Origin of the sequence: Pseudomonas sp. 1D4 (assembly GCF_001728925.1) — a bacterium.
In the GTDB taxonomy this organism is placed as follows: Bacteria; Pseudomonadota; Gammaproteobacteria; order Pseudomonadales; family Pseudomonadaceae; genus Metapseudomonas; species Metapseudomonas otitidis.
Genome location: NZ_LXJQ01000020.1, coordinates 1 through 23,336, shown reverse-complemented (window position 1 = coordinate 23,336; position 23,336 = coordinate 1). Strand labels below are relative to the sequence as shown.

The 23,336-nt window shown below is 63.7% G+C and carries 23 protein-coding genes and 1 pseudogene; 18 read left to right on the top strand and 6 right to left on the bottom strand.

The annotated features are described in order from the left end of the window. Nucleotides 1–110 precede the first annotated feature (110 nt). The 5 genes from A7D27_RS12270 (at nucleotide 111) to prpF (ending at nucleotide 6,923) form a co-directional block, all read left to right on the top strand. The gene (locus tag A7D27_RS12270) at nucleotides 111–848 is read left to right on the top strand and encodes a GntR family transcriptional regulator (protein ID WP_069561982.1); all 738 of its coding nucleotides are present in this window, start codon (nucleotides 111–113) and stop codon (nucleotides 846–848) included. Then, nucleotides 845–1,732: a methylisocitrate lyase gene (gene prpB / locus A7D27_RS12265; RefSeq protein ID WP_069561981.1), complete on the top strand. Its 888-nt coding sequence runs from the start codon at nucleotides 845–847 to the stop codon at nucleotides 1,730–1,732. The genes A7D27_RS12270 and prpB overlap by 4 nt, the downstream gene beginning before the upstream one ends. Nucleotides 1,733–1,856: 124 nt before the next feature. Then, the gene (gene prpC / locus A7D27_RS12260; RefSeq protein WP_069561980.1) at nucleotides 1,857–3,017 is read left to right on the top strand and encodes a 2-methylcitrate synthase; all 1,161 of its coding nucleotides are present in this window, start codon (nucleotides 1,857–1,859) and stop codon (nucleotides 3,015–3,017) included. Between the two features lie 14 nt (nucleotides 3,018–3,031). Next, nucleotides 3,032–5,641, top strand: a complete 2,610-nt coding sequence (gene acnD, locus A7D27_RS12255; RefSeq protein WP_170832292.1) for a Fe/S-dependent 2-methylisocitrate dehydratase AcnD — start codon at nucleotides 3,032–3,034, stop codon at nucleotides 5,639–5,641. Between the two features lie 94 nt (nucleotides 5,642–5,735). After that, nucleotides 5,736–6,923 carry a 2-methylaconitate cis-trans isomerase PrpF gene (gene prpF / locus A7D27_RS12250; RefSeq protein ID WP_069565057.1) on the top strand — a complete coding sequence of 396 codons (1,188 nt, stop codon included), beginning with the start codon at nucleotides 5,736–5,738 and terminating at the stop codon, nucleotides 6,921–6,923. A 5-nt stretch (nucleotides 6,924–6,928) separates the two neighbouring features. On the opposite strand, the gene A7D27_RS12245 is transcribed toward prpF, so the two are convergent. Beyond that, nucleotides 6,929–7,558, bottom strand: coding sequence for a LysE family translocator (locus A7D27_RS12245; protein WP_069561977.1), 630 nt, complete (start codon nucleotides 7,556–7,558; stop codon nucleotides 6,929–6,931). Nucleotides 7,559–7,573: 15 nt separating this feature from the next. After that, nucleotides 7,574–8,392 carry a pyruvate, water dikinase regulatory protein gene (locus tag A7D27_RS12240; protein ID WP_044401624.1) on the bottom strand — a complete coding sequence of 273 codons (819 nt, stop codon included), beginning with the start codon at nucleotides 8,390–8,392 and terminating at the stop codon, nucleotides 7,574–7,576. A gap of 158 nt (nucleotides 8,393–8,550) precedes the next feature. Here A7D27_RS12240 and ppsA point away from each other — a divergent pair, with 158 nt between their 5' ends. The 9 genes from ppsA (at nucleotide 8,551) to A7D27_RS12200 (ending at nucleotide 16,682) form a co-directional block, all read left to right on the top strand. Beyond that, nucleotides 8,551–10,920: a phosphoenolpyruvate synthase gene (ppsA, locus tag A7D27_RS12235; RefSeq protein WP_069565056.1), complete on the top strand. Its 2,370-nt coding sequence runs from the start codon at nucleotides 8,551–8,553 to the stop codon at nucleotides 10,918–10,920. A 63-nt stretch (nucleotides 10,921–10,983) separates the two neighbouring features. Beyond that, nucleotides 10,984–11,979 (top strand): alpha/beta fold hydrolase, encoded by a 996-nt coding sequence (locus A7D27_RS12230; protein ID WP_069565055.1) that lies wholly within the window; start codon nucleotides 10,984–10,986, stop codon nucleotides 11,977–11,979. A gap of 11 nt (nucleotides 11,980–11,990) precedes the next feature. After that, nucleotides 11,991–12,197, top strand: a complete 207-nt coding sequence (locus A7D27_RS27835) for a hypothetical protein (protein WP_139134091.1) — start codon at nucleotides 11,991–11,993, stop codon at nucleotides 12,195–12,197. A 19-nt stretch (nucleotides 12,198–12,216) separates the two neighbouring features. Next, nucleotides 12,217–12,705, top strand: a complete 489-nt coding sequence (gene rraA, locus A7D27_RS12225; protein WP_069561974.1) for a ribonuclease E activity regulator RraA — start codon at nucleotides 12,217–12,219, stop codon at nucleotides 12,703–12,705. Between the two features lie 20 nt (nucleotides 12,706–12,725). Continuing rightward, nucleotides 12,726–13,721 carry a zinc transporter ZntB gene (locus A7D27_RS12220; protein ID WP_069561973.1) on the top strand — a complete coding sequence of 332 codons (996 nt, stop codon included), beginning with the start codon at nucleotides 12,726–12,728 and terminating at the stop codon, nucleotides 13,719–13,721. Between the two features lie 55 nt (nucleotides 13,722–13,776). Next, on the top strand, nucleotides 13,777–14,022 hold the full coding sequence (locus A7D27_RS12215; RefSeq protein WP_069561972.1) for a CrfX protein: 246 nt from the start codon (nucleotides 13,777–13,779) through the stop codon (nucleotides 14,020–14,022). A 2-nt stretch (nucleotides 14,023–14,024) separates the two neighbouring features. Next, nucleotides 14,025–14,849 carry a mechanosensitive ion channel domain-containing protein gene (locus tag A7D27_RS12210; protein WP_044401644.1) on the top strand — a complete coding sequence of 275 codons (825 nt, stop codon included), beginning with the start codon at nucleotides 14,025–14,027 and terminating at the stop codon, nucleotides 14,847–14,849. Between the two features lie 87 nt (nucleotides 14,850–14,936). Continuing rightward, nucleotides 14,937–15,527 carry an RNA polymerase sigma factor SigX gene (gene sigX, locus A7D27_RS12205; protein ID WP_069565054.1) on the top strand — a complete coding sequence of 197 codons (591 nt, stop codon included), beginning with the start codon at nucleotides 14,937–14,939 and terminating at the stop codon, nucleotides 15,525–15,527. Nucleotides 15,528–15,635: 108 nt separating this feature from the next. Next, entirely contained in the window at nucleotides 15,636–16,682 is a 1,047-nt protein-coding gene (locus tag A7D27_RS12200) for an OmpA family protein (RefSeq protein ID WP_069561971.1), read from the top strand. Between the two features lie 76 nt (nucleotides 16,683–16,758). Here the strand turns inward: A7D27_RS12200 and A7D27_RS12195 are convergent. Together A7D27_RS12195 and A7D27_RS27180 are read right to left on the bottom strand one after the other, a co-directional pair. Beyond that, nucleotides 16,759–16,911 (bottom strand): annotated as a pseudogene (locus A7D27_RS12195) (transposase); the annotation flags it as partial. Between the two features lie 177 nt (nucleotides 16,912–17,088). Continuing rightward, entirely contained in the window at nucleotides 17,089–17,799 is a 711-nt protein-coding gene (locus A7D27_RS27180) for a S24 family peptidase (RefSeq protein WP_165675156.1), read from the bottom strand. A 384-nt stretch (nucleotides 17,800–18,183) separates the two neighbouring features. On the opposite strand from A7D27_RS27180, the gene A7D27_RS12185 reads away from it, so the two are divergent. Continuing rightward, nucleotides 18,184–18,456 carry a hypothetical protein gene (locus A7D27_RS12185; protein WP_069561968.1) on the top strand — a complete coding sequence of 91 codons (273 nt, stop codon included), beginning with the start codon at nucleotides 18,184–18,186 and terminating at the stop codon, nucleotides 18,454–18,456. A gap of 63 nt (nucleotides 18,457–18,519) precedes the next feature. Here A7D27_RS12185 and A7D27_RS12180 read toward each other — a convergent pair whose 3' ends face one another. Continuing rightward, nucleotides 18,520–19,869, bottom strand: a complete 1,350-nt coding sequence (locus A7D27_RS12180) for an NCS2 family permease (protein ID WP_069561967.1) — start codon at nucleotides 19,867–19,869, stop codon at nucleotides 18,520–18,522. Between the two features lie 312 nt (nucleotides 19,870–20,181). Between A7D27_RS12180 and A7D27_RS12175 the strand changes: the two genes are divergently transcribed. The 3 genes from A7D27_RS12175 (at nucleotide 20,182) to A7D27_RS12165 (ending at nucleotide 23,155) form a co-directional block, all read left to right on the top strand. Next, complete coding sequence (locus tag A7D27_RS12175) at nucleotides 20,182–21,474, top strand: C4-dicarboxylate transporter DctA (RefSeq protein WP_069565051.1); 1,293 nt, start codon at nucleotides 20,182–20,184, stop codon at nucleotides 21,472–21,474. A gap of 71 nt (nucleotides 21,475–21,545) precedes the next feature. Then, nucleotides 21,546–22,250, top strand: coding sequence for a FadR/GntR family transcriptional regulator (locus A7D27_RS12170; RefSeq protein WP_069561965.1), 705 nt, complete (start codon nucleotides 21,546–21,548; stop codon nucleotides 22,248–22,250). A 137-nt stretch (nucleotides 22,251–22,387) separates the two neighbouring features. Next, nucleotides 22,388–23,155 carry a GntR family transcriptional regulator gene (locus tag A7D27_RS12165; protein ID WP_069561964.1) on the top strand — a complete coding sequence of 256 codons (768 nt, stop codon included), beginning with the start codon at nucleotides 22,388–22,390 and terminating at the stop codon, nucleotides 23,153–23,155. Nucleotides 23,156–23,200: 45 nt separating this feature from the next. Here the strand turns inward: A7D27_RS12165 and A7D27_RS27175 are convergent. Beyond that, nucleotides 23,201–23,336: transposase (locus tag A7D27_RS27175; RefSeq protein WP_139134090.1), on the bottom strand; the 136-nt coding region annotated here is incomplete at its 5' end.

The following is a 23,336-nucleotide window of genomic DNA, read 5'->3' as shown; positions in this document are numbered from 1 at the left end:
TGAATTTTTCGCGACACTCGACCATTGTCGACAATGTTGGTCTTTGGTTTGACAGTAAATGACCTTGAGCGTACTTTTCGGTGCATCTTAAATTGAATGTGTCGACAATCATGGCTGCTACCCTGGAAACTCCCCTGGCTGTGACCGAAGACTCGGAAACCCTCTCCGAGCACGTCTTCCGTCGTATCCAGGCCGCCATCATCCGGGGTGAGATTGCACCGGGTAGCAAGATCTCCGAGCCGGAGCTGGCGCGCACCTACGGCATCAGCCGTGGTCCGCTGCGTGAGGCGATCCACCGCCTGGAAGGGCAGAAGCTGCTGGTGCGTGTGCCCCATGTCGGCGCGCGGGTGGTGTCGCTGAGCCCCACCGAACTGATCGAGCTGTACGAGATCCGTGAATCCCTCGAAGGCATGGCCTGCCGCCTGGCCGCCGAGCGTATGACCCAGGACGAGATCGACGAGCTGCGCCGGGTGCTGGATACCCATGAGCGCGACGAGGCCTTCCAGGCCGGGCGTGGCTACTACCAGCAGGAGGGCGACTTCGACTTCCACTACCGGATCATCCAGGGCAGCGGCAACCAGACCCTGACCCGCATGCTCTGCGGCGAGCTTTATCAACTGGTGCGCATGTACCGCATCCAGTTCTCCGCCACGCCGAACCGCCCGCGCCAGGCCTTTGCTGAACACCACCGTATTCTCGACGCCATCGCCGACCGAGACGGCGAATTGGCCGAATTGCTGATGCGCCGTCACATCGGCGCCTCCAAGCGCAACATCGAGCGCCACTACGGCTCCCAGAACGGGCAGGACGCGCTCGCCAACCCCTCCCAGACCCGAGGTGACTCATGACCCAGCTCTCCGCCGGCCAGCGTTTCCGCCAGGCCCTTGCCGAAGAAAGCCCGCTGCAGGTGATCGGTGCGATCAACGCCAACCATGCGCTGCTGGCCAAGCGTGCCGGCTACAAGGCCATCTATCTTTCCGGTGGTGGCGTGGCGGCCGGCTCCCTGGGTCTGCCGGACCTGGGCATCAACACCCTGGATGACGTGCTCACCGACGTGCGCCGCATCACCGATGTCTGCGACCTGCCGCTCTTGGTGGACATCGACACCGGCTTCGGGCCCAGTGCCTTCAACATCGAGCGCACGGTGAAGAGCCTGATCAAGGCCGGCGCCGCCGCGGCGCACATCGAGGACCAGGTGGGCGCCAAGCGTTGCGGTCACCGCCCGGGCAAGGAGATCGTCTCCTGCGAGGAGATGGTCGACCGCGTGCGCGCCGCCGCTGATGCCCGGACCGATCCGGACTTCTTCCTCATCGCCCGCACCGACGCCATCCAGGCCGAGGGCGTGGACGCCGCCATCGAGCGCTGCCTGCGTTACGTCGAAGCCGGCGCCGACGGCATCTTCGCCGAGGCCGCCTACGACCTGCCGACCTATCAGCGCTTCGTCGAGGCCCTGAACGTGCCGGTGCTGGCCAACATCACCGAGTTCGGCGCCACCCCGCTGTTCACCCGGGACGAGCTGGCCTCGGTTGGCGTGGCCATCCAGCTCTACCCGCTGTCCGCCTTCCGCGCGGCGAACAAGGCGGCGGAAGCCGTGTACACCGCCATTCGCCAGAGCGGCCATCAGAAGGATGTGATCGAGCTGATGCAGACCCGCGCGGAGCTGTACGACCGCATCGGCTACCACGCCTTCGAGCAGAAGCTCGACGCGCTGTTCGCCGCCGGCAAGAAGTAGAACCAGCAAGGTAGGGTGGGCTTCAGCCCACCGTGTCAGCGCGCTGTTGGTGGGCTGAAGTCGATCGCCGCCCGGCCCACCCTGCTCAGCGCGCAACAGAACAAAAAGACTCGAGGAGATACCGATGAGCACCAACGAAACCACCACTCCGGGCTTCAAGCCGAAGAAATCCGTGGCCCTTTCCGGCACCGCCGCCGGCAATACCGCCCTGTGCACCGTGGGCCGTACCGGCAACGATCTGCACTACCGGGGCTACGACGTGCTGGATTTCGCCAATCGCTGCGAATTCGAAGAAATCGCCCACCTGCTGGTCCACGGCAAGCTGCCCAACGTCGCGGAGCTGGCCGGCTACAAGGCCAAGCTGAAGGCTCTGCGCGGCCTGCCCGCTGGCGTCAAGGCCGCGCTGGAGCAGCTGCCACCTTCCGCCCACCCGATGGACGTGATGCGCACCGCCGTCTCCGTGCTGGGCTGCCTGTCGCCGGAGAAGGATGACCACAACCACCCCGGCGCCCGCGACATCGCCGACAAGCTGATGGCTTCCCTGGGGTCCGCGCTGCTGTACTGGTACCACTACAGCCACAACGGCAAGCGCATTGAGGTGGAGACCGACGACGACTCCATCGGCGGCCACTTCCTGCACCTGCTGCATGGCGAGAAGCCCCGCGAATCCTGGGTGCGCGCCATGCACACCTCGCTGAACCTGTACGCCGAGCACGAGTTCAACGCCTCCACCTTCACCTCGCGGGTGATCGCCGGCACCGGCTCGGACATGTACTCCTGCATCGCCGGCGCCATCGGCGCGCTGCGTGGGCCCAAGCATGGCGGCGCCAACGAGGTGGCCTTCGAAGTGCAGAAGCGCTACGACAGCCCGGATGAGGCCGAGGCCGACATCCGCGCCCGTGTCGAGAAGAAGGAAGTGATCATCGGCTTCGGCCACCCGGTCTACACCGTCTCCGACCCGCGCAACAAGGTGATCAAGGAAGTGGCCCGCGAGCTCTCCGTGGAGCAGGGCAACACCAAGATGTTCGACATCGCCGAGCGCCTGGAAAGCACCATGTGGGAAATCAAGAAGATGTTCCCCAACCTCGATTGGTTCAGCGCCGTCAGCTACCACATGATGGGCGTGCCCACCGCCATGTTCACCCCGCTGTTCGTGATCGCCCGCACCTCGGGCTGGTCCAGCCACGTCATCGAACAGCGCATCGACGGCAAGATCATCCGCCCGAGCGCCAACTACACAGGCCCCGAAGACCTGGAGTTCGTGCCGCTCAAGGACCGTAAATAACAATGACCACGACCGTGAACAGCCAATACCGCAAGCGCTTGCCCGGCACCGCGCTGGATTACTTCGACGCCCGCGAGGCGGTCGAGGCGATCCAGGCCGGCGCCTGGGACAAGCTCCCCTACACCTCCCGTGTGCTGGCCGAGCAGCTGGTGCGCCGCTGCGAGCCCGCCGACCTGACCGCGTCGCTGGGGCAACTGGTTTATCGCAAGCGCGACCTGGATTTCCCCTGGTACCCGGCGCGGGTGGTCTGCCACGACATCCTCGGGCAGACCGCGCTGGTGGACCTGGCCGGCCTGCGTGATGCCATCGCCGAGCAGGGCGGGGACCCGTCCAAGGTCAACCCGGTGGTGCCGACCCAGTTGATCGTCGACCACTCCCTGGCCGTGGAAGCCGCCGGTTTCGACCCGGACGCCTTCGAGAAGAACCGCGCCATCGAGGACCGCCGCAACGAGGACCGCTTCCACTTCATCGACTGGACCAAGACTGCATTCAAGAACGTCGACGTGATCCCCGCCGGGAACGGGATCATGCACCAGATCAACCTGGAGAAAATGAGCCCGGTGATCCAGGCGCGCGGCGGCATCGCCTTCCCCGACACCTGCGTCGGCACCGACTCGCACACGCCGCACGTGGATGCCCTGGGCGTGATCGCCATCGGCGTTGGCGGCCTGGAAGCCGAGACCGTGATGCTCGGCCACCCGTCGATGATGCGCCTGCCCGACATCGTCGGTGTCGAACTGACCGGCCAGCGCCAGCCCGGCATCACCGCCACCGACATCGTCCTGGCCTTGACCGAGTTCCTGCGCAAGGAGCGTGTGGTGGGCGCCTACGTCGAGTTCTTCGGCGAGGGGGCGGACAGCCTGTCCATCGGCGACCGCGCGACCATCTCCAACATGTGCCCGGAATACGGCGCCACCGCCTCGATGTTCTACATCGACGAGCAGACCATCGACTACCTCAAGCTCACCGGCCGCGAGCCCGAGCAGGTGGCGCTGGTGGAGCACTACGCCAAGACCCTGGGGCTGTGGGGCAGTGCACTGAAGACCGCCGAGTACGAGCGCGTGCTGAGCTTCGACCTGGGCAGCGTGGTGCGCAACATGGCCGGCCCGTCCAACCCGCACCGCCGCCTGCCCACTTCGGCGCTGGCCGAGCGCGGCATCGCCGACGAGGCCAAGCTGCAGGCCGGTCGTGACGAAGAGGCGAAGGGCCTGATGCCCGATGGCGCGGTGATCATCGCCGCCATCACCAGTTGCACCAACACCTCCAACCCGCGCAACGTGATCGCCGCCGGCCTGGTGGCGAAGAAGGCCAATACCCTCGGTCTGGTGCGCAAGCCCTGGGTGAAGACCTCCTTCGCGCCGGGTTCCAAGGTCGCCAAGCTGTACCTGGAGGAAGCCGGCCTGCTGCCGGAGCTGGAGAAGCTCGGCTTCGGCATCGTCGCCTACGCCTGCACCACCTGTAACGGCATGTCCGGCGCGCTGGACCCGGTGATCCAGAAGGAGATCATCGACCGTGACCTGTACGCCACCGCCGTGCTCTCGGGCAACCGCAACTTCGACGGGCGCATCCACCCCTACGCCAAGCAGGCCTTCCTCGCCTCGCCGCCGCTGGTGGTGGCCTATGCCATCGCCGGTACCGTGCGCTTCGACATCGAGCAGGACCCGCTGGGCACCGATGCCCAGGGCAACCCGGTCACGCTGAAGGACCTGTGGCCGAGCGACGAGGAGATCGACGCCATCGTCGCCGCCTCGGTGAAGCCCGAGCAGTTCAAGCAGATCTACATCCCGATGTTCGACCTGGGCAGCGTGCAGGAGGCGGAAAGCCCGCTGTACGACTGGCGCCCGATGTCCACCTACATCCGTCGCCCCCCGTACTGGGAAGGCGCGCTGGCCGGCGAGCGCACGCTCAAGGGCATGCGGCCGCTGGCGATCCTGCCGGACAACATCACCACCGACCACCTGTCGCCGTCCAACGCCATCCTGGCGGACTCGGCCGCCGGCGAGTACCTGGCGAAAATGGGCCTGCCGGAGGAGGACTTCAACTCCTACGCCACCCACCGTGGGGACCACCTGACGGCCCAGCGCGCTACCTTCGCCAACCCGCAGTTGGTCAACGAGATGGCCGTGGTCGACGGGCAGGTGAAGAAGGGTTCGCTGGCCCGTGTGGAGCCGGAAGGCCAGGTGATGCGCATGTGGGAAGCCATCGAGACCTACATGAACCGCAAGCAGAACCTGATCATCGTCGCCGGTGCCGACTACGGGCAGGGCTCGTCCCGCGACTGGGCGGCCAAGGGCGTGCGCCTGGCGGGTGTGGAAGTGATCGTGGCCGAAGGCTTCGAGCGCATCCACCGCACCAACCTGGTGGGCATGGGTGTGCTGCCGGTGGAGTTCAAGCCGGGCACCACGCGCCTGACCCTGGGCCTGGACGGCACCGAGACCTACGACGTCGAAGGCGACATTTCGCCGCGCTGCGACCTGACCCTGGTGGTCAATCGTCGCAACGGCGAGGTGGTGCGGGTGCCGGTCACCTGCCGCCTGGACACCGCCGCCGACGTCAGCGTGTACAAGGCCGGTGGCGTGCTGCAGCGCTTCGCCAAGGACTTCCTCAAGGGCGAGGTCTCCTGACTGCGTAGGGTGGAGGGCGCTTTTTCCCTCCATCCTGCGGCTCATTGAAGGCTTAGCCCGGATGACATCCGGGCCATTTCTCAGGACTGCACTCATGGCTCATCTGCCGCAAGTGAAAATCCCCGCCACCTATATCCGTGGTGGCACCAGCAAGGGCGTGTTCTTCCGTCTGCAGGACCTGCCCGAGGCCTGCCAGGTGCCGGGCGAGGCCCGTGACCGGCTGTTCATGCGGGTGATCGGCAGCCCCGATCCCTACGCCGCGCACATCGACGGCATGGGCGGGGCGACTTCCAGCACCAGCAAGTGCGTGATCCTGTCGAAGAGCGGCCAGCCCGACCACGATGTCGACTACCTCTACGGGCAGGTCTCCATCGACAAGGCCTTCGTCGACTGGAGCGGCAACTGCGGCAATTTGTCCACCGCGGCGGGCGCCTTCGCCATTCACGCCGGGCTGGTGGACCCGTCTCGCATTCCGGCCAACGGCACCTGCGTGGTGCGCATCTGGCAGGCCAATATCCAGAAAACCATCATCGCCCACGTGCCGGTCACCGATGGCCAGGTGCAGGAAACCGGCGATTTCGAGCTGGACGGGGTGACCTTCCCGGCGGCGGAGATCGTGCTGGAATTCCTCGATCCGTCGGATGACGGGGAGGAGGGCGGTTCCATGTTCCCCACCGGCAACCTGGTGGATGAGCTGGACGTGCCGGGCGTTGGCACCTTCAAGGCGACCCTGATCACCGCCGGCATTCCCACGGTGTTCGTCAACGCCGAAGAGATCGGCTACACCGGCACCGAGCTGCGCGAGGCCATCAACGGCGACCCCGAGGCGCTGGCGCGCTTCGAGAAGATCCGTGTCGCCGGCGCACTGCGCATGGGGCTGATCAAGGCCCCCGAAGAGGCGCTGACCCGCCAGCACACGCCGAAGGTGGCGTTCGTCGCGCCGCCCAGGGACTACCAGGCCTCCAGCGGCAAGACGGTGAAGGCCGACGAGATCGACCTGCTGGTGCGGGCGCTATCCATGGGCAAGCTGCACCACGCGATGATGGGCACGGCGGCGGTCGCCATCGGCACCGCGGCGGCCATTCCCGGCACCCTGGTGAATCTGGCGGCCGGTGGTGGCGAGCGCACGGCGGTACGTTTCGGCCACCCCTCCGGCACCCTGCGCGTGGGCGCCGAAGCCCGGCAGGTGGACGGCCAGTGGCAGGTGACCAAGGCGATCATGAGCCGCAGTGCGCGGATATTGATGGAAGGCTGGGTACGGGTGCCGGGCGACAGCTTCTGAGTCGCTCAGTGCTGGCTGGTACCCAGCAACAGGCCGCCGGCGCCGACAAAGAAGGCGCCGGTGGTGCGATTGAGGTTGCGCACGCCACGGGCGCTGCGGATCAGGCGGCGAATCTGCAGGCCGAACAGTGCGTAGAGCAACGAGGCGGCGTATTCGGCCAGCAGATAGGTCGTGCCCAGGTAGAGAAACTGTTCGGCGGCCGGCTGATCGGGGCGGATGAACTGCGGGAAGATCGCTGCGAACAGCAGGATGGCCTTGGGGTTGCTGATGCCGATGAGAAACTCCTGGCGAGTCGCCAGCCACAGGGTGCGCCTCGATTCTGCCGGGCTTTGTCGTTCGTCCAGAGCGAAGGCGCGGCTGCGCCACGCGCTGATACCCAGGTAGAGCAGGTAGGCGGCACCGACCCATTTGACTGCGCTGAACAACTGTTCGGAGGCCATCAGCATGGCGCCGAGGCCGACCGCCGAAATGAGCAGGAAGAAGGCGAACGCGATGACTCGCCCCGTGGTGGCCAGTACGGCAGTCGCCATGCCATGGCGGATGCCGTTGTTCATCGCGCAGAAGTTATTGGGGCCCGGCGTGATCGCGATCAGCAGGGCGATCGGGGCGAACAGCAGGGCATCGTTGAGGGTCATGACGGGCTCGCGAAATTACTTGAGGCGGCGCTCAACGCCTTTTTCCACCAGGATCTTGGCGGAAATCTCTTCCACCGAGAAATGGGTGGAGTTGATGTAGGCGATGTTTTCCCGGCGGAACAGGTTTTCCACCTCGCGCACTTCGAACTCGCACTGGGCGAAGCTTGCGTAGCGGCTGTTGGGCTTGCGCTCGTTGCGGATGGCGGTGAGACGGTCGGGGTCGATGGTCAGGCCGAACAGCTTGTGCTTGTAGGGGCGCAGGGCATTGGGCAACTGCAGGCGCTCCATGTCCTCTTCGGTCAGCGGGTAGTTGGCCGCGCGGATGCCGTACTGCATCGCCATGTACAGGCAGGTGGGCGTTTTGCCGCAGCGCGACACGCCGACCAGAATCAGGTCGGCCTTGTCGTAGTAGTGGGTGCGGGCACCGTCGTCGTTGTCCAGCGCGAAGTTCACCGCCTCGATGCGCTCCATGTAGTTGGAGTTGTGGGCGATGGAGTGGGACTTGCCCACGGAGTACGAGGAATGGGAGGTGAGCTCCTGTTCCAGCGGCGCGAGGAAGGTCGAGAAGATGTCGATCATGAAGCCGTTGGAGGTCGCGAGAATTTCCCGGATCTCCTTGTTCACGATGGTGTCGAAGATGATCGGTCGCGCCCCGTCTGCCTCGGCAGCCTTGTTGATTTGCTGTACCATGGCGCGCGCTTTTTCCACGCTGTCGATATAGGGCCGCGTGAGCTTTGCGAACGTGATGGTTTCGAACTGCGCCAGCAGGCTCTGTCCGAGGGTTTCAGCGGTAATGCCGGTACCGTCGGAGATGAAAAAAGCGGTTCGTTTCATGCGCCAAAGGCCTTAAGTCGGGAACGATTCTTGGCTATCATAGGTCCGTTTTGCTGGCCTGAAGCCGGCCTGCATTGTGACTCATTTTTCCGGCACCATGCCAGAACGCGGCGGAACCGCTCCGCCCAGCTATTCCAACAGATAGTGGAGAGATCACCTTGGTTGAGTACGTAGTTTCCCTCGATAAGCTCGGCGTCCACGATGTTGAGCATGTGGGGGGCAAGAACGCATCCCTGGGCGAGATGATCAGCAATCTGGCGGGTGCTGGGGTTTCCGTTCCCGGTGGTTTCGCCACGACTGCCCAGGCCTACCGTGACTTCCTCGAGCAGAGCGGCCTTAACGATCGCATCCACGATGCGCTGGACAAGCTCGACGTGGATGACGTCAATGCGCTCGCCAAGACCGGTGCCGAGATTCGCCAGTGGGTCATGGACGCCGAGTTCCCGGCGCGTCTGGACGCTGAAATCCGCGCGGCGTTCGCTGAAATGGCCGCTGGCAACGAGAACATGGCCGTCGCCGTGCGCTCCTCCGCCACCGCCGAAGACCTGCCGGACGCCTCCTTTGCCGGCCAGCAGGAGACCTTCCTCAACATCCGTGGCGTGGACAATGTGATCCGTGCCGCCAAGGAAGTCTTCGCCTCCCTCTTCAATGACCGTGCCATCGCCTACCGCGTGCACCAGGGCTTTGACCACAAGCTGGTCGCCCTGTCCGCCGGTGTGCAGCGCATGGTGCGTTCGGAAACCGGTACGGCCGGCGTGATGTTCACCCTGGACACCGAGTCCGGCTTCCGTGACGTGGTGTTCATCACCGGCGCCTACGGCCTCGGCGAGACCGTGGTGCAGGGTGCGGTGAACCCCGACGAGTTCTACGTGCACAAGCACACCCTGGAAGCCGGCCGCCCCGCGATCCTGCGTCGCAACCTGGGCAGCAAGGCGATCAAGATGGTCTACGGCGAGGAAGCCAAGGCCGGCAAGTCGGTGAAGACCGTTGATGTCGACCGCGCCGAGCGTGCGCGTTTCTGCATCACCGATGCCGAAGTCACTGAACTGGCCAAGCAGGCCATGATCATCGAGAAGCACTACGGCCGTCCGATGGACATCGAATGGGCCAAGGACGGTGACGACGGCAAGCTGTACATCGTGCAGGCCCGTCCCGAGACCGTTAAGAGCCGCGCCAGCGCTACCGTGATGGAGCGCTACCTGCTGAAGGAAAAGGGCACCGTCCTGGTGGAAGGCCGTGCCATCGGCCAGCGCATCGGCGCCGGCCCGGTGAAGGTGATCCACGACGTTTCCGAGATGGACAAGGTCCAGCCGGGCGACGTGCTGGTCTCCGACATGACCGACCCGGACTGGGAACCGGTGATGAAGCGCGCCAGCGCCATCGTCACCAACCGTGGCGGCCGTACCTGCCACGCCGCGATCATCGCCCGTGAGCTGGGCATCCCGGCTGTCGTGGGCTGCGGTAATGCCACCCAGATGCTCAAGGATGGCCAGGGCGTGACCGTTTCCTGCGCCGAGGGCGACACCGGCTTCATCTTCGAAGGCCAGCTGGGCTTCGACGTGCGCAAGAACTCCGTCGACGCCATGCCGGAGCTGCCGTTCAAGATCATGATGAACGTCGGCAACCCCGACCGTGCCTTCGACTTCGCGCAGTTGCCGAACGAGGGCGTGGGCCTGGCACGCCTGGAATTCATCATCAACCGCATGATCGGCGTACACCCCAAGGCGCTGCTGAACTTCGCCGGCCTGCCGCCGGAGATCAAGGAAAGCGTCGAGAAGCGCATCGCCGGCTACGACGATCCGGTCGGCTTCTACGTCGAGAAACTGGTCGAAGGCATCAGCACCCTGGCCGCGGCCTTCTGGCCGAAGAAGGTCATCGTCCGCCTGTCGGACTTCAAGTCCAACGAATACGCCAACTTGATCGGCGGCAAGCTGTACGAGCCCGAGGAAGAGAACCCCATGCTGGGCTTCCGTGGCGCCTCCCGCTACATCAGCGAGTCGTTCCGCGATTGCTTCGAGCTGGAATGCCGCGCGCTGAAGAAGGTGCGCAACGAGATGGGCCTGACCAACGTCGAGATCATGGTGCCCTTCGTCCGTACCCTGGGCGAGGCGAGCCAGGTGATCGACCTGTTGGCCCACTACGGCCTCAAGCGCGGTGAGAATGGCCTGCGCATCATCATGATGTGCGAGCTGCCGTCCAACGCCCTGCTGGCCGAGGAGTTCCTGGAGTTCTTCGATGGCTTCTCCATCGGCTCCAACGACATGACTCAGTTGACGTTGGGCCTGGACCGCGACTCCGGCATCATCGCCCACCTGTTCGATGAGCGTAATCCGGCGGTGAAGAAGCTCCTGTCTAACGCCATTGCTGCGTGCAACAAGGCGGGCAAGTACATCGGCATCTGTGGTCAGGGCCCTTCGGACCACCCGGACCTGGCCAAGTGGCTGATGGAGCAGGGCATCGAGAGCGTTTCCCTCAACCCCGACTCCGTGCTCGACACCTGGTTCTTCCTGGCCGAAGGCCAAGCCTGATCCCGAACGGTAACCGGAAAAAGGGCGGGTCATCACCCGCCCTTTTTCATGCAAGTAGTTTTCATGCAAAGCAGCAGTCTTCTTTTCCCGGTGGCCCTGGTGGGCGCCGAACTCCGTGGGGACCTCACGGAAGACCTCTATCGCCTCAAGCCTGGCAACAGTCCTGATCCCAGCGTTGAACTGGTGGTTACGCGCTTGGGCCTATACGGGCGTGAAGGGCAGCGCGGTATCCCTGTGGTGCTGGTGCACGGCAGCTTCTCCAATCGCCGCTTCTGGTACTCGCCGCGCGGCCTGGGCCTGGGGCCTTTCCTGGCCAGGGCGGGTTTTGATGTGTGGATCGTCGAGATGCGCGGCCACGGTCTTTCCCCTCGCAATCAGACCTACCGGCACAACCGCGTGGCCGACTATGCCCGCTACGATCTACCGGCCATTGGCGCCTTCGTGCGTGAGCAGGCCGGATCGCCCGCTCACTGGGTGGGGCACTCCCTGGGTGGTGTGACCCTGGCCGCCGCACTGGGGGGCGGCTACCTCGACGAGGAGACTGCGGCGTCCGTTGCCTTGTTCGGCAGCCAGATCAGTCGGGTCTACTGGCCCCTCAAGGTTCCGCCGGTGGAGTGGCTGGGGCGTTTCCTGCTCAAGCGCTTCGATGCGCTCTCCGGTTCCGGCCTCAAGCGCGGGCCCGAGGATGAGCCTATCGGCATCGGGCTGGAGAATCTCCGCTGGCATGGCCTGTTCGGCCGCTTCGGTGACGCCGAGCGAGATTGGTGGAAGGGGTTGGCGGATGTCCGGGTGCCGGTACTGGCCGTGGGTTCGGCTGGGGATCACCAGGACCCGGCGTGGGCTTGCCGGAAGCTGCTCGACCAGTTCGGCAGCGAGGTCCGTGAGTTCCTTTGCCTGTCCCGCGAGGCCGGCTTTGCCGAGGATTACGGCCATGTGGAGATGCTGGTGAGCAAGTCGGCGCAGCAGGAGGTCTGGCCGCTCGTCGAGCACTGGCTCTTGCACCGCAGCCTTCCGGCGTTGCCAGGCCAGCCTGAACGTGAACTCTCTTCGGCAATGTGAAAGCAATTCGGTTGATTGTCGCGAATTCGCTGCTCAACGTCCCGGAAAGCCGCTGTCACGGCGGTGTTGCGCCCTTGCGCGGCATCCGCCCCGGCGGTAGGGTGCTGCGCTGTTCCCGCCACGGGATCGCCTTCGACCTGGAGCGTGCCGGTGTATGCGCTGCGCAACGCTTTCCGCTGCCGGCCCAGGACGGTGATCGTGACGGCCCCGATCTCTAGACCCGCAAGGAGCCACGCCATGCAATACATCACCCCTGATCTGTGCGATGCCTACCCTGACCTGGTGCAGGTCGTTGAGCCGATGTTCAGCAACTTCGGTGGTCGCGATTCCTTCGGTGGCGAAATCGTCACCATCAAGTGTTTCGAGGACAACTCGGTGGTCAAGGAGCAGGTTGACCAGCCCGGTCAGGGCAAGGTCCTGGTGGTCGATGGCGGTGGCTCCCTGCGCCGTGCGCTGCTGGGAGACATGCTCGCCGAGAAGGCCGCGAAGAATGGCTGGGAAGGCATCGTGGTATACGGCTGCATCCGTGATGTGGACGTGATCGCCCAGACTGACCTGGGTGTCCAGGCCCTGGCCAGCCACCCGATGAAGACCGATAAGCGCGGTATCGGCGACCTGAATGTTGCCGTCACCTTCGGTGGCGTGACTTTCCGCCCGGGGCAGTACCTGTATGCCGATAACAACGGCATCATCGTCTCCCCCGAACCGCTGAAGATGCCCGGGTAACCGGGCAGGGTGGCGCGAGGATGACAGGTGAGCAGAGCCCCGGTGCGGGTTTGGTCCATGCATTCGTGCTCGACGCGCAGGGTGGCGCGCGCGCCATCAGTCGCGCCGAGCTGGATGGGCTCCAGCTCGGCGCGCATGAAAGCCTCTGGCTGCACTGGGACCGTGGGCATCCCCTGGCGCGCCTGTGGCTGCGCGAGCGCAGTGGGCTGGGGGAGTTCGCTTGTGACCTGCTGTTGGAGGAGAGCACCCGCCCGCGTCTGGTAACCCTGCCGGATGAGCAACTGCTGCTGTTCCTTCGCGGGGTCAACCTCAACCCCGGTGCCCAGCCGGAAGACATGGTGGCAGTGCGCATCTTCGCCGATGCGCGCCATGTGATTTCCCTGCGGTTGCGCCCCCTTCATGCCACTGATGAGCTGATCCAGCAGTGGCGCGCCGGGACCGGGCCGCGCAGTGCATCCGAGGTGCTGCTCTATCTTGCCGAGCACCTGACCAGCAAGGTCGATTCGCTGATCGCTCATCTGGGGGATGCGGTCGATGAGCAGGAGGAGCAGCTCGATGCCAGTGAGCGCTACAACCCCGATCATGACCTGATGCTGCAGACCCGCCGGCGGGCTGCGGCCTTGCGCCGCTTCCTTTCTCCGCAGCGGGACATCTATGGCCAACTGGCGCGCAATCGGCTTGGCTGGTTCGCGTCCGATGACGCTGACTACTGGAACGAACTGAACAACCGCCTGACTCGCTACCTCGAAGAGCTGGAGATGATTCGCGAACGAGTCGCCCTGGTGCTGGAGTCCGAGAACCGCCGGATGAGCGAGCGGATGACGCGCACTATGTACCTGCTGGGCATCATCACCGGCTTCTTTCTGCCCATGAGCTTCATCACCGGGCTCCTGGGTATCAACGTGGGTGGGCTGCCGGGCGCCGACGCATCCCATGGCTTTCCCATCGTGTGCCTGCTCCTCCTCGGGGTGGCCGCCTTCCAGTGGTGGCTCTTCCGTCGGCTGCGCTGGCTTTGAATGTGACCCATCTCCAGCCTGCTGCGTCTAGCCGACATACCTACGAGAGGTGCGAATGCACGATCCCTTCGAAGAATCCCTGCGGGACATGCTCCGTAACGCGCCGTCCGACCATGACGACAGCGCGGCGCTCGGTCGCGTCCTCAAGACCGCGAACCGGCAGGTTGGCGTGGGCGACCTCTTCTGCCTGCTCGGCCACTGGGCCGAAGCCCTGATGATCGCCCTGAACAATGGCTCGGCGCATGTGGCGCCCGTATCTCGCCGTTCCTCCTCGAAACGCTCTGCTGACAAGGCTGAATGAAGATGGAATTCGACCCCTGGACCCAAGGTATCGTTAACGCCATGACCACGGTGTGGACACCGGTAGCCGGCTTCATCCCACGCTTCTTCGGCGCGCTGGTGGTGGTCTTGGTGGGTTTCGTCGTTGCCAAGCTGCTGGATACCCTGCTCTCCAAGCTGCTGGCCAAGCTGGGATTGGATCGCCTGATGGCCGGGACCGGGTTGACCAAGATGCTTGGCCGCGTCGGTATCCAGGTGCCGGTTTCCTCACTGATCGGCAAGATCGTCTACTGGTTCGTCCTGCTCATCTTCCTGGTGTCCGCTGCCGAGTCCTTGGGTCTCGATCGCGTCTCGGCGACCCTGGACATGCTCGCGCTCTACCTTCCCAAAGTGCTGGGCGCCGCTCTGGTGCTGCTGGCCGGCGTGCTGCTGGCGCAACTGCTCAGCGGGATCGTTCGTGGCGCGGCGGAAGGCGTGGGCCTGGACTACGCCCATGGCCTGGGGCGTATCGCCCAGGGCCTGGTCATCCTCATCAGTATCTCCGTGGCCATTGGCCAGTTGGAGGTCAAGACCGACCTGCTGAACAACGTCATCGCCATCGCGCTGATCTCCATCGGTCTGGCGGCTGCTCTGGCCCTGGGCCTTGGCAGCCGAGACATTGCCGCGCAGATCATCGCCGGGATCTATGTGCGCGAGCTTTACCAAGTCGGCCAGGAGGTCAAGGTCGGGGACATCGAAGGGCAGATCGAGGAGATCGGCACCGTGAAGACCATCCTGCTCACCGACGAGGGGGATCTGGTATCGGTGGCCAATCGGACGCTTCTCGACCAGCGGGTAACGAGCCGCTAACACGCAGCGCCATCCCTGCTAATATTGGCCGCCGGATCAGCGCCCACGCGCTCCGGCGGCTCCCGATCATTGCCGGCCCGACCTGTTTTGAACAAACCCCAATCGCTGTCCCTGCGCTATGACCCTCACGAACTCTCCGACGAAGAGCTGGTGGAGCGTGCGCATGTCGAGCTGTTCCATGTCACTCGGGCCTATGAAGAGCTGATGCGCCGTTACCAGCGGACCCTCTTCAATGTATGCGCGAGATATTTGGGGAACGAACGAGACGCTGATGATGTCTGCCAGGAGGTGATGCTCAAAGTGCTATATGGGCTCAAGAACTTTGAGGGTAAATCCAAGTTCAAGACCTGGCTCTACAGCATCACGTACAACGAATGCATTACCCAGTACCGCAAAGAGCGACGCAAGCGTCGCTTGCTCGATGCCCTGAGTCTCGATCCGCTTGAGGAGGCCTCCGATGAGAAGGCTCCGAAGATCGAGGAGCGTGGCGGGCTCGAGCGCTGGCTGGTGCATGTGAACCCGATCGATCGTGAAATCCTCGTACTGCGTTTTGTTGCGGAACTGGAGTTCCAGGAGATCGCCGACATCATGCATATGGGCTTGAGCGCGACAAAGATGAGATACAAACGCGCTCTTGATCGCTTGCGCGAAAAATTTTCAGGATCGACCGAAACTTAGTTGGGCAAAATCAATCTCTAAGAGCAGCGAGTTCTGGTAAACTTGCGGACCAAGTTGTCCATTGAGATTGTTTGACAACTTACTGACAACCAAGATGGGGATTTACGGATGAAACTGAAAAACACCTTAGGCGTAGCCGTTGGCTCTCTCGTTGCCGCATTTTCTCTGAACGCGCTGGCGCAAGGCCAAGGCGCTGTCGAGGTGGAGGCTTTCGGCAAGCGCTACTTCACCGATAGCTCGCGTGATCTGTCCAACGGCAACCTGCTGGGCGGTTCGGTTGGTTACTACCTGACCGATGACGTCGAACTGGCTCTGTCCTATGGCGAGTTTCACGACATTCGTTCGGAAAACGACACTGGTAACAAGAACATCAAAGGCAATCAGGCTGGCCTGGATGCGATCTACCACTTCGGTACTCCCGGTGTAGGTCTGCGCCCGTACGTGTCCGCTGGTCTCGCTCACCAGAACATCAGCAACGTTCCGGATCGTACCGGTCGTGACCACAGCACTTTCGCCAACATCGGCACCGGCGTGAAGTACTACTTCACCGAGAACTTCTACGCCAAGGCTGGTCTGGACGGCATGTACAACATCGACGCCAACGAAGCCGAATGGGCTGCTGGTGTGGGTGTTGGCGTGAACTTCGGTGGTGGCTCCAAGCCCGCTGCCGAGCCGGCTCCTGCTCCGGTTGCCGAAGTCTGCTCCGACAGCGACAACGATGGCGTGTGCGACAACGTCGACAAGTGCCCGAACACCCCGGCCAACGTCACCGTTGACGCCGACGGCTGCCCGGCCGTTGCCGAAGTGGTTCGCGTTGAGCTGGACGTGAAGTTCGACTTCGACAAGTCCAAGGTCAAGGAAGAAAGCTACGGCGACATCAAGAACCTGGCTGACTTCATGAATCAGTACCCGGCCACCACCACCACCGTTGAAGGCCACACCGACTCCGTCGGCACCGACGCCTACAACCAGAAGCTGTCCGAGCGCCGTGCCAACGCCGTTCGTGAAGTACTGGTCAACCAGTACGGTGTAGGTTCTGACCGCGTCAACGCCGTTGGTTACGGTGAGTCCCGCCCGGTTGCCGACAACGCCACCGAAGCTGGCCGCGCTGTTAACCGTCGCGTAGAAGCTGAAGTAGAAGCCCAAGCCAAGTAATTGGTCTGAGCTTCAGGAAAGCCCGGCCTCGGCCGGGTTTTTCTTTGTCTGGGGAAAACTGCGTCAATAAAAAGGTTCATCGCGCCTTCCCGGGGAAGGCGGCCTTGATTTTCAGGAAGAAATACGTCGAGTCCCGGAAACCGTAGGCCATGCGCTTGATGACCTTGATGCGGTTGTTCACCCCTTCCAGGATGCTGGTGTTCATATGGAAACGGGCACTGGCTAGGATGCACGGCGGCAGCAGGGGGTGGGGGTTGGTGCGTTTGGCGACTGCCAATCTACCTACTTCCCTGACTGTCAACTCGCTCTTTCCCCTGATTCCGCGAAGAACCTTTTTTGTCCGGAGTTTGGTGGGGAAGGGCCGCTCAGGTACGAGCAGCCCGGATCGGTTGACGGGTGCGGGGAACTACCAGAGCACCGAGGACCAGAAGACCTGGCCAACGATCTCCAACTCAGCCAGCGCTCGCTCTTCATCCGGGTACTCGTCCCGTTGGTGGCTGCGCAGGCGTACCTGGCCGGCGGGCAGGCGGTGGAGGATCTTCACCCGGAGCATGCCGGCATCGAGCAGGGCATAGGTCTTGCCATCGATGACTTCGCGGCGGCCACGGTCGATGCCGAGGATGGCGCCATCGGGAAACAGGGGCGCCATGCTGTCGCCACAGACGATGAGGCAGGCGGCGAGAGCCGGGTCGATCTGGCGCGCCTGAAGTGCGTGTCGGCTAAAGCGGATGCCTGAGTAGTCCAGTTCCTCCAGGGTGTTGCTTTTTGCCTTGGAGGTTGTGGCTTCCCTCAGAAGTGGAAGCTCGATTTCGTACTCGTAGCGGGGAGCATCGGTTTCCCTGATGGTCATGGGGATGACTCCTTCCGGGACCTCGCGCGCTTCTTCTTTGCTGTCGGGGCTGTCGTGAGCAGACTGCACGAGTTGTCCGCCGATGCTGAGAGTCGGCATCTGCAGGCAGGCAAGTATCCGGTTGATTCTCGTCAGCCCTGGCTCGCGGCGGCCGTTCAGCCAGTGCGCGACTGCGCCCTGGGTCACGCCGATTCGTTCGGCCAATTGCTCCTGGGTGACGCCCAATTCTTTCATTCTGGCTTTGGCCAGCAGGTTCCATTTTTTCATGGAGGGCGACAGTACGCGCCGTATTGCCATTCGCCAGTGACCTTGTGTAATACAGGGTTGTATCATCGAATACTATGCGTATTCTGTCTTTGGGATTTTTCCGCAGGTGGCGCTGTATTCGCCCTTCCAGACAATCTGCCTTCTGGCGTTGATGACTGGCAGGAAAGAGGATGGCGCCGGTTTGGGACGTTTCGCTCTCCAGCCGTCGCGTGGTTGCCCGTCCTTGGTATCCCGTGTGACTCCGGGGTTGGATGGGGTGCCAGGAAGGTGCCCTTTCCGATTCGAGGGCTCGCATGGTCCCGGCCAGGGGTGGTGCAGTGACGGGGGAGGGCTTTCTTACGCTGGGGCCAGGTTGCCCTGGTGTCTCGCGAAAGGAGACGCGATGTGCAATTTCAACTGACGGTCCTTTGCTTGGGTATCCATCGTGTCGAGGTGGGCGGGCGTGTCTGCTGTTTCGCTTCCATCGCGCGCGAGCCTGTGACACGGGAGGAGCATCGCTGCAACCGGGGTTATCTGGTGCAGCAGGTGACCGCCGATGTGCGGGTGTTCGAGGAAGTGGGTTGGCTGTCCGGCCCGACGCGGCTGAGTTTCATGTGCTCGATCAGTGAGGAGCCAGGCGGCCATTATCGGCCGCATCTGCTGGCGTTGTGTCATTGAGTGTCGGGGTGAGGTGAGCGCCTGTACGGAGCCTCGCGGTCGGCGCGCGAGACTCCGGGGCGGTCAGAGGAAGATGAACTTGGCGATGAAGATCGCGCAGAGCACGTAGAGGCTGAGGGACACCTCGCGGTAGCGGCCGGTGAAGGCCTTCATGGCGACGTAGCTGACGAAGCCCAGGGCGATGCCGTCAGCGACCGAGAAAGTCAGCGGCATCATGATCACGGTGACGATCGCAGGGATGGTCTCGGTGTGTTCGTCCCAGTCGATGTGGGCCATGCCGCCCATCATCAGCATGGCGACATAGATGAGGGCGCCAGCAGTGGCGTAGGGAGGGATCATCCCGGCCAGCGGGGCGAAGAACATCGCCGCGACGAACAGCACGCCCACGGTGACTGCGGTCAGGCCGGTCCTTCCGCCCGCAGCCACACCGGCCGCGCTTTCCACGTAGCTGGTCACCGGCGGTACGCCGAGCACGCCGCCGAACACGCTGGAGGCGCTGTCGGCCTTCATGGCCCTGGACAGGTTCTCGATGCGGCCGTCCTCCTTCACCAGGTTGGCGCGCTGGGCCACGCCCATCAGCGTCCCGGCGGTGTCGAACATGTGCACGAAGAGGAAGGCGAGGATGACGCTGACCATGGTCACGTTGAACGCGCCGGCAATGTCCATTGCCATGAAGGTGGGGGACAGGCTCGGGGGCATGGAGAACACGCCACCGAACTTGACGATGCCAAGGCCGACGCCGGCCAGGGTGACGGTAAGGATGCTGATGAGGATGCCGCCGAATACGCGGCGGTACTCCAGCACCGCGATCATCAGGAAGCAGATGGCGGCCAGTAGCGGGCCGGGGGAGGTCAGGTCGCCGATGTGCACCAGGGTCGAGGGGTGGGCGACGACGATGCCGGCCGTCTTGAGGCCGATCAGCCCGAGGAACAGGCCGACCCCGGCTCCCATGGCGAATCGCAGGCTACTGGGGATGCTGTTGAGCAGCCATTCGCGGATGCGCGAGAAGGTCAGCACCATGAACAGCACGCCGGAGAGGAAGACCGCGCCGAGGGCTATCTGCCAGCTGTAGCCCATGGTGTTGACCACGGTGTAGGTGAAGAAGGCGTTGAGGCCCATCCCCGGCGCCAGGCCGACCGGCCAGTTGGCGTAGAGCCCCATGAGGAAGCAACCGAACGCGGCAGCCAGGCAGGTAGCGACGAAGGCGGCGCCGTGGTCGATACCGGCGTCCGCCATGATGTTCGGGTTGACGAAGATGATGTAGGCCATGGTGATGAAGGTGGTGAGACCGGCGGCCAGTTCGGTCTTCACGGTGGTGCGGTGCTGGGTGAGCTTGAAGAGGCGATCGAGCAGGCCCTGGGCAGGAGGGCTTTCGGCGTACAGGTTTTGTTCTTGTTGTCTGGTGCGTTCCACAGCAGGTACCTCTCATTCGTTGTTGTGAGCTTCTTCCCGGCTGGTTACCTGGGTCCCTTGCACGGAGGGGGAAGCCTTGAGGTTTTTGCCCGGCGGGCTGACGCATTTTCTGACTTTTGAGTCAGAAAGTATGCAGTTGGATTATGTGTTTGTGTACAAAAAAGTCAATTGGAGTTTGCGTGCTCTTGTGTACGAGTTTTCACGGTCCTAGACTGCGATAGCTGGACTGACCGGTAAGACCACAACAACAAAGCCTCCGGTATCCGTGGCTCCCTGCTGCGCGCCGCGAAGGCACCCCAGGAGATCACTCCAATGCTCAAGTGGTGTTCGCGCTCGATTTTCCTTCAGGTCGTCATCGGCCTGGTCATCGGTATCCTCTGTGGCGTCGGCTTCCCCGAGTTCTCGGCGCAGCTCAAGCCTCTCGGAGATGGATTCATCAAGCTGGTCAAGATGCTCATCGCGCTGATCGTGTTCTGCGTGGTGGTCAGTGGCATCTCCGGTGCCGGCGACCTGAAGAAGGTGGGCCGCATCGGCTTCAAGTCGGTGGTGTACTTCGAGGTGTTGACGACCCTGGCGTTGCTGATCGGCCTGCTGGTGGCCTACGGCTCCGGGCTGGGGGAGGGCGCCAACATCAATCTCAGCGAGCTGCCGGCGGGTGATGCGGCGGCCTACACCTCGCGCACCGGCGACCTGCATGGGCCGGTGGCGTTCCTGATGGGGCTGATTCCCAACTCCGTACTGGGAGCCTTTGCTGATAACGACATCCTCCAGGTGCTGGTGTTCTCGGTGCTGTTCGGTTGCGCACTGAACATGGCTGGGGAGTCGGCGGCCGGTATTGCCCGGCTGATCGGTGAGCTGAGCCAGGTGATCTTCCGGATCATGGGGATGATCGTGCGTTTGGCGCCGATCGGGGTGTTCGGCGCCATCGCCTTTACCACCAGCAAATACGGCATCGACTCCCTGCGCCACCTCGGCGGCCTGGTGCTGGTGTTCTACCTGACCTGCGCGGCCTTCGTGCTGCTGGTGCTGGGGACGGTGCTGCGGGTTTCGGGGCTGCGCCTGTTGCCATTCCTCGGCTACCTGCGGGAGGAGTTGCTGATCGTGCTGGGCACCGCTTCATCCGATGCGGTACTGCCTCAGGTCATGCGCAAGCTGGAGCACCTGGGCATCCGCACTTCCACCGTGGGGCTGGTGATCCCCACCGGTTACTCCTTCAATCTGGATGGCTTCTCCATCTATCTGACCCTGGCCATCGTCTTCATCGCCCATGCCACCGGCACACCCCTGGCGATGAACGACCTGCTCACCATCCTGCTGGTCTCCCTGGTGACCTCCAAGGGCGCCCACGGCATCCCGGGCTCGGCGCTGGTGATCCTCGCGGCGACCCTGGCGGCAGTGCCGGCGATCCCGGTGGTCGGCCTGGTGCTGGTGCTTTCGGTGGACTGGTTCATGGGCATCGGCCGGGCGCTGACCAACCTAATCGGTAACTGTGTTGCCACCGTCGCCATCGCCCGCTGGGAGCAGGACATCGACCTGCAGCGCGCCCGTGGCGTGCTGGCCGGCGAGCAGGGGCTGGCCTTCAAGGCTCGGCCTTCTGCCGATTGAGTACGGACCGATCGGGCAGGCATGATGCTGCCCGGCGCCGGGCCTGAACGGGTCGAAGAGGAAGCGAATCCATGTCTACCACCCTGGTGGGGTCGGTTGTGCAGTCGTTGCGTGAAGCCATCGAGCAGGGCCGTTGGCCCGCCGGGGAGATGCTGCCCGGGCAGCGGGAGCTGGCCGACCAGCTCGGGGTCAGCCGGCCCTGCCTGCGCGAAGCCGTCACCGTGCTGGAGACCCTCGGCATGGTGCGCTCGCTGCCCGGCAAGGGGGTGCAGGTGCTGGCGCAGGAGGCCGCCGACGTGGTTGAGCCGCGCGTGGCGGCCGGGCATCGCATGGCTGACATCCTCGAGCTGCGCTATGCGCTGGAGCCCTTCATCGTGGGGCTGGTGGCACAGTCCATCGCCAGTGCCGACCTCGATCGCCTGCGCCTGCGCCTGCTGGATTTGCGCGATGCCGCCGAGGACGGTGCGCTGGATGCCTTCGTCGAGGCCTATCTGGGGTTTCACCGCCTGCTGGGCAATCTCACCAGCAATCCGATCTTCCAGCACCTGGTTGGCCAGGCTGGGGATGCGCTGGCCCGCAGCGATGTGTTGCTGCGCCAGGGCGCCGACCAGCTTGAGGCGCGAGTGCGCGAGCATGAGGCGCTGGTGCAGGCCATTCGTCGCCGCGACAGCGCCCTGGCTGCCGACCTGATGCGCCTGCACCTGGCCAATGAGGCTCGCCGTCTCGACCTGCCGCTGCAGTTGCCGGAGCCGCCGATGAGTGCCTCCAAAGCGTGATGTTCTGTGAGCTGCGGGCGGTTTGTGTACAATGCGCCACACTTTCATGCGGCTGATGGCTTGGGTGCTGGCGTAAAGGCATCCCGTCGGCATAGTGTCAGCCCATTCCCGCTTTTGAACTTCACTGTGTGGTCCTCATGAACGACGTCGAGCAAAGTCTGAAGAAACCGCCGCGTGCCACCAAAGGCACGCGCAGTGGAACCCAGGACGAGGTGGTCTACGCGCATATCTTCGAAGCCATCCTCGAGCAGCGCCTGGCACCGGCCACCAAGCTCAGCGAGGAGGCCCTCGGCGAGATCTTCGGCGTGAGCCGCACCATCATCCGACGCGCGCTGTCCCGCCTCGCCCACGAGGGTGTGGTGCTGCTGCGGCCGAATCGGGGTGCCGTAGTGGCCAGCCCGGGTGCCGAGGAAGCACGGCAGATCTTCTACGCACGTCGGATGATCGAACGGGCCATCACCGAGCTGGCCTGCAAGAACGCCACCCCCGAGCAGATCACCGGGTTGCGCCAGATGGTGCTGGAGGAGCGCGCCTGCTTCGCCCGGGGCGACCGTGGGATGGGTATCCGCCTGTCCGGGGAATTCCATCTCAAGCTGGCTGAGGCCGCAGGCAACTACACCCTGCTTGGTTTCCTGCGCAGCCTGATTTCGCAGACCTCGCTGATCATCGCGCTCTACGAAAGCAGCAGTCGCACCCATTGTTCCGACGAGGAGCACGACCGGGTGATCGACGCGATCGAGGCAGGTGACGTGGACACCGCCGTGGAACTGATGATGCGTCACATGGACAGCGTCGACGCCAAACTCAACCTCGATGGCGAGACGGCTTCCGATGATCTGCACGCGGTGTTCTCGCACATCCTGCAGAACAAGAAGAAGGGCGCCCGCGCTTCCCGCGGCGCCTGATTCACGCAGGCATGAAAAAGCCCCGTTTCCGGGGCTTTTTCAGGTTCATCGCGCCTTCCCGGGGAAGGCGGCCTTGATTTTCAGGAAGAAATACGTCGAGTCCCGGAAACCGTAGGCCATGCGCTTGATGACCTTGATGCGGTTGTTCACCCCCTCCAGGACACTGGTGTTCATATGGAAA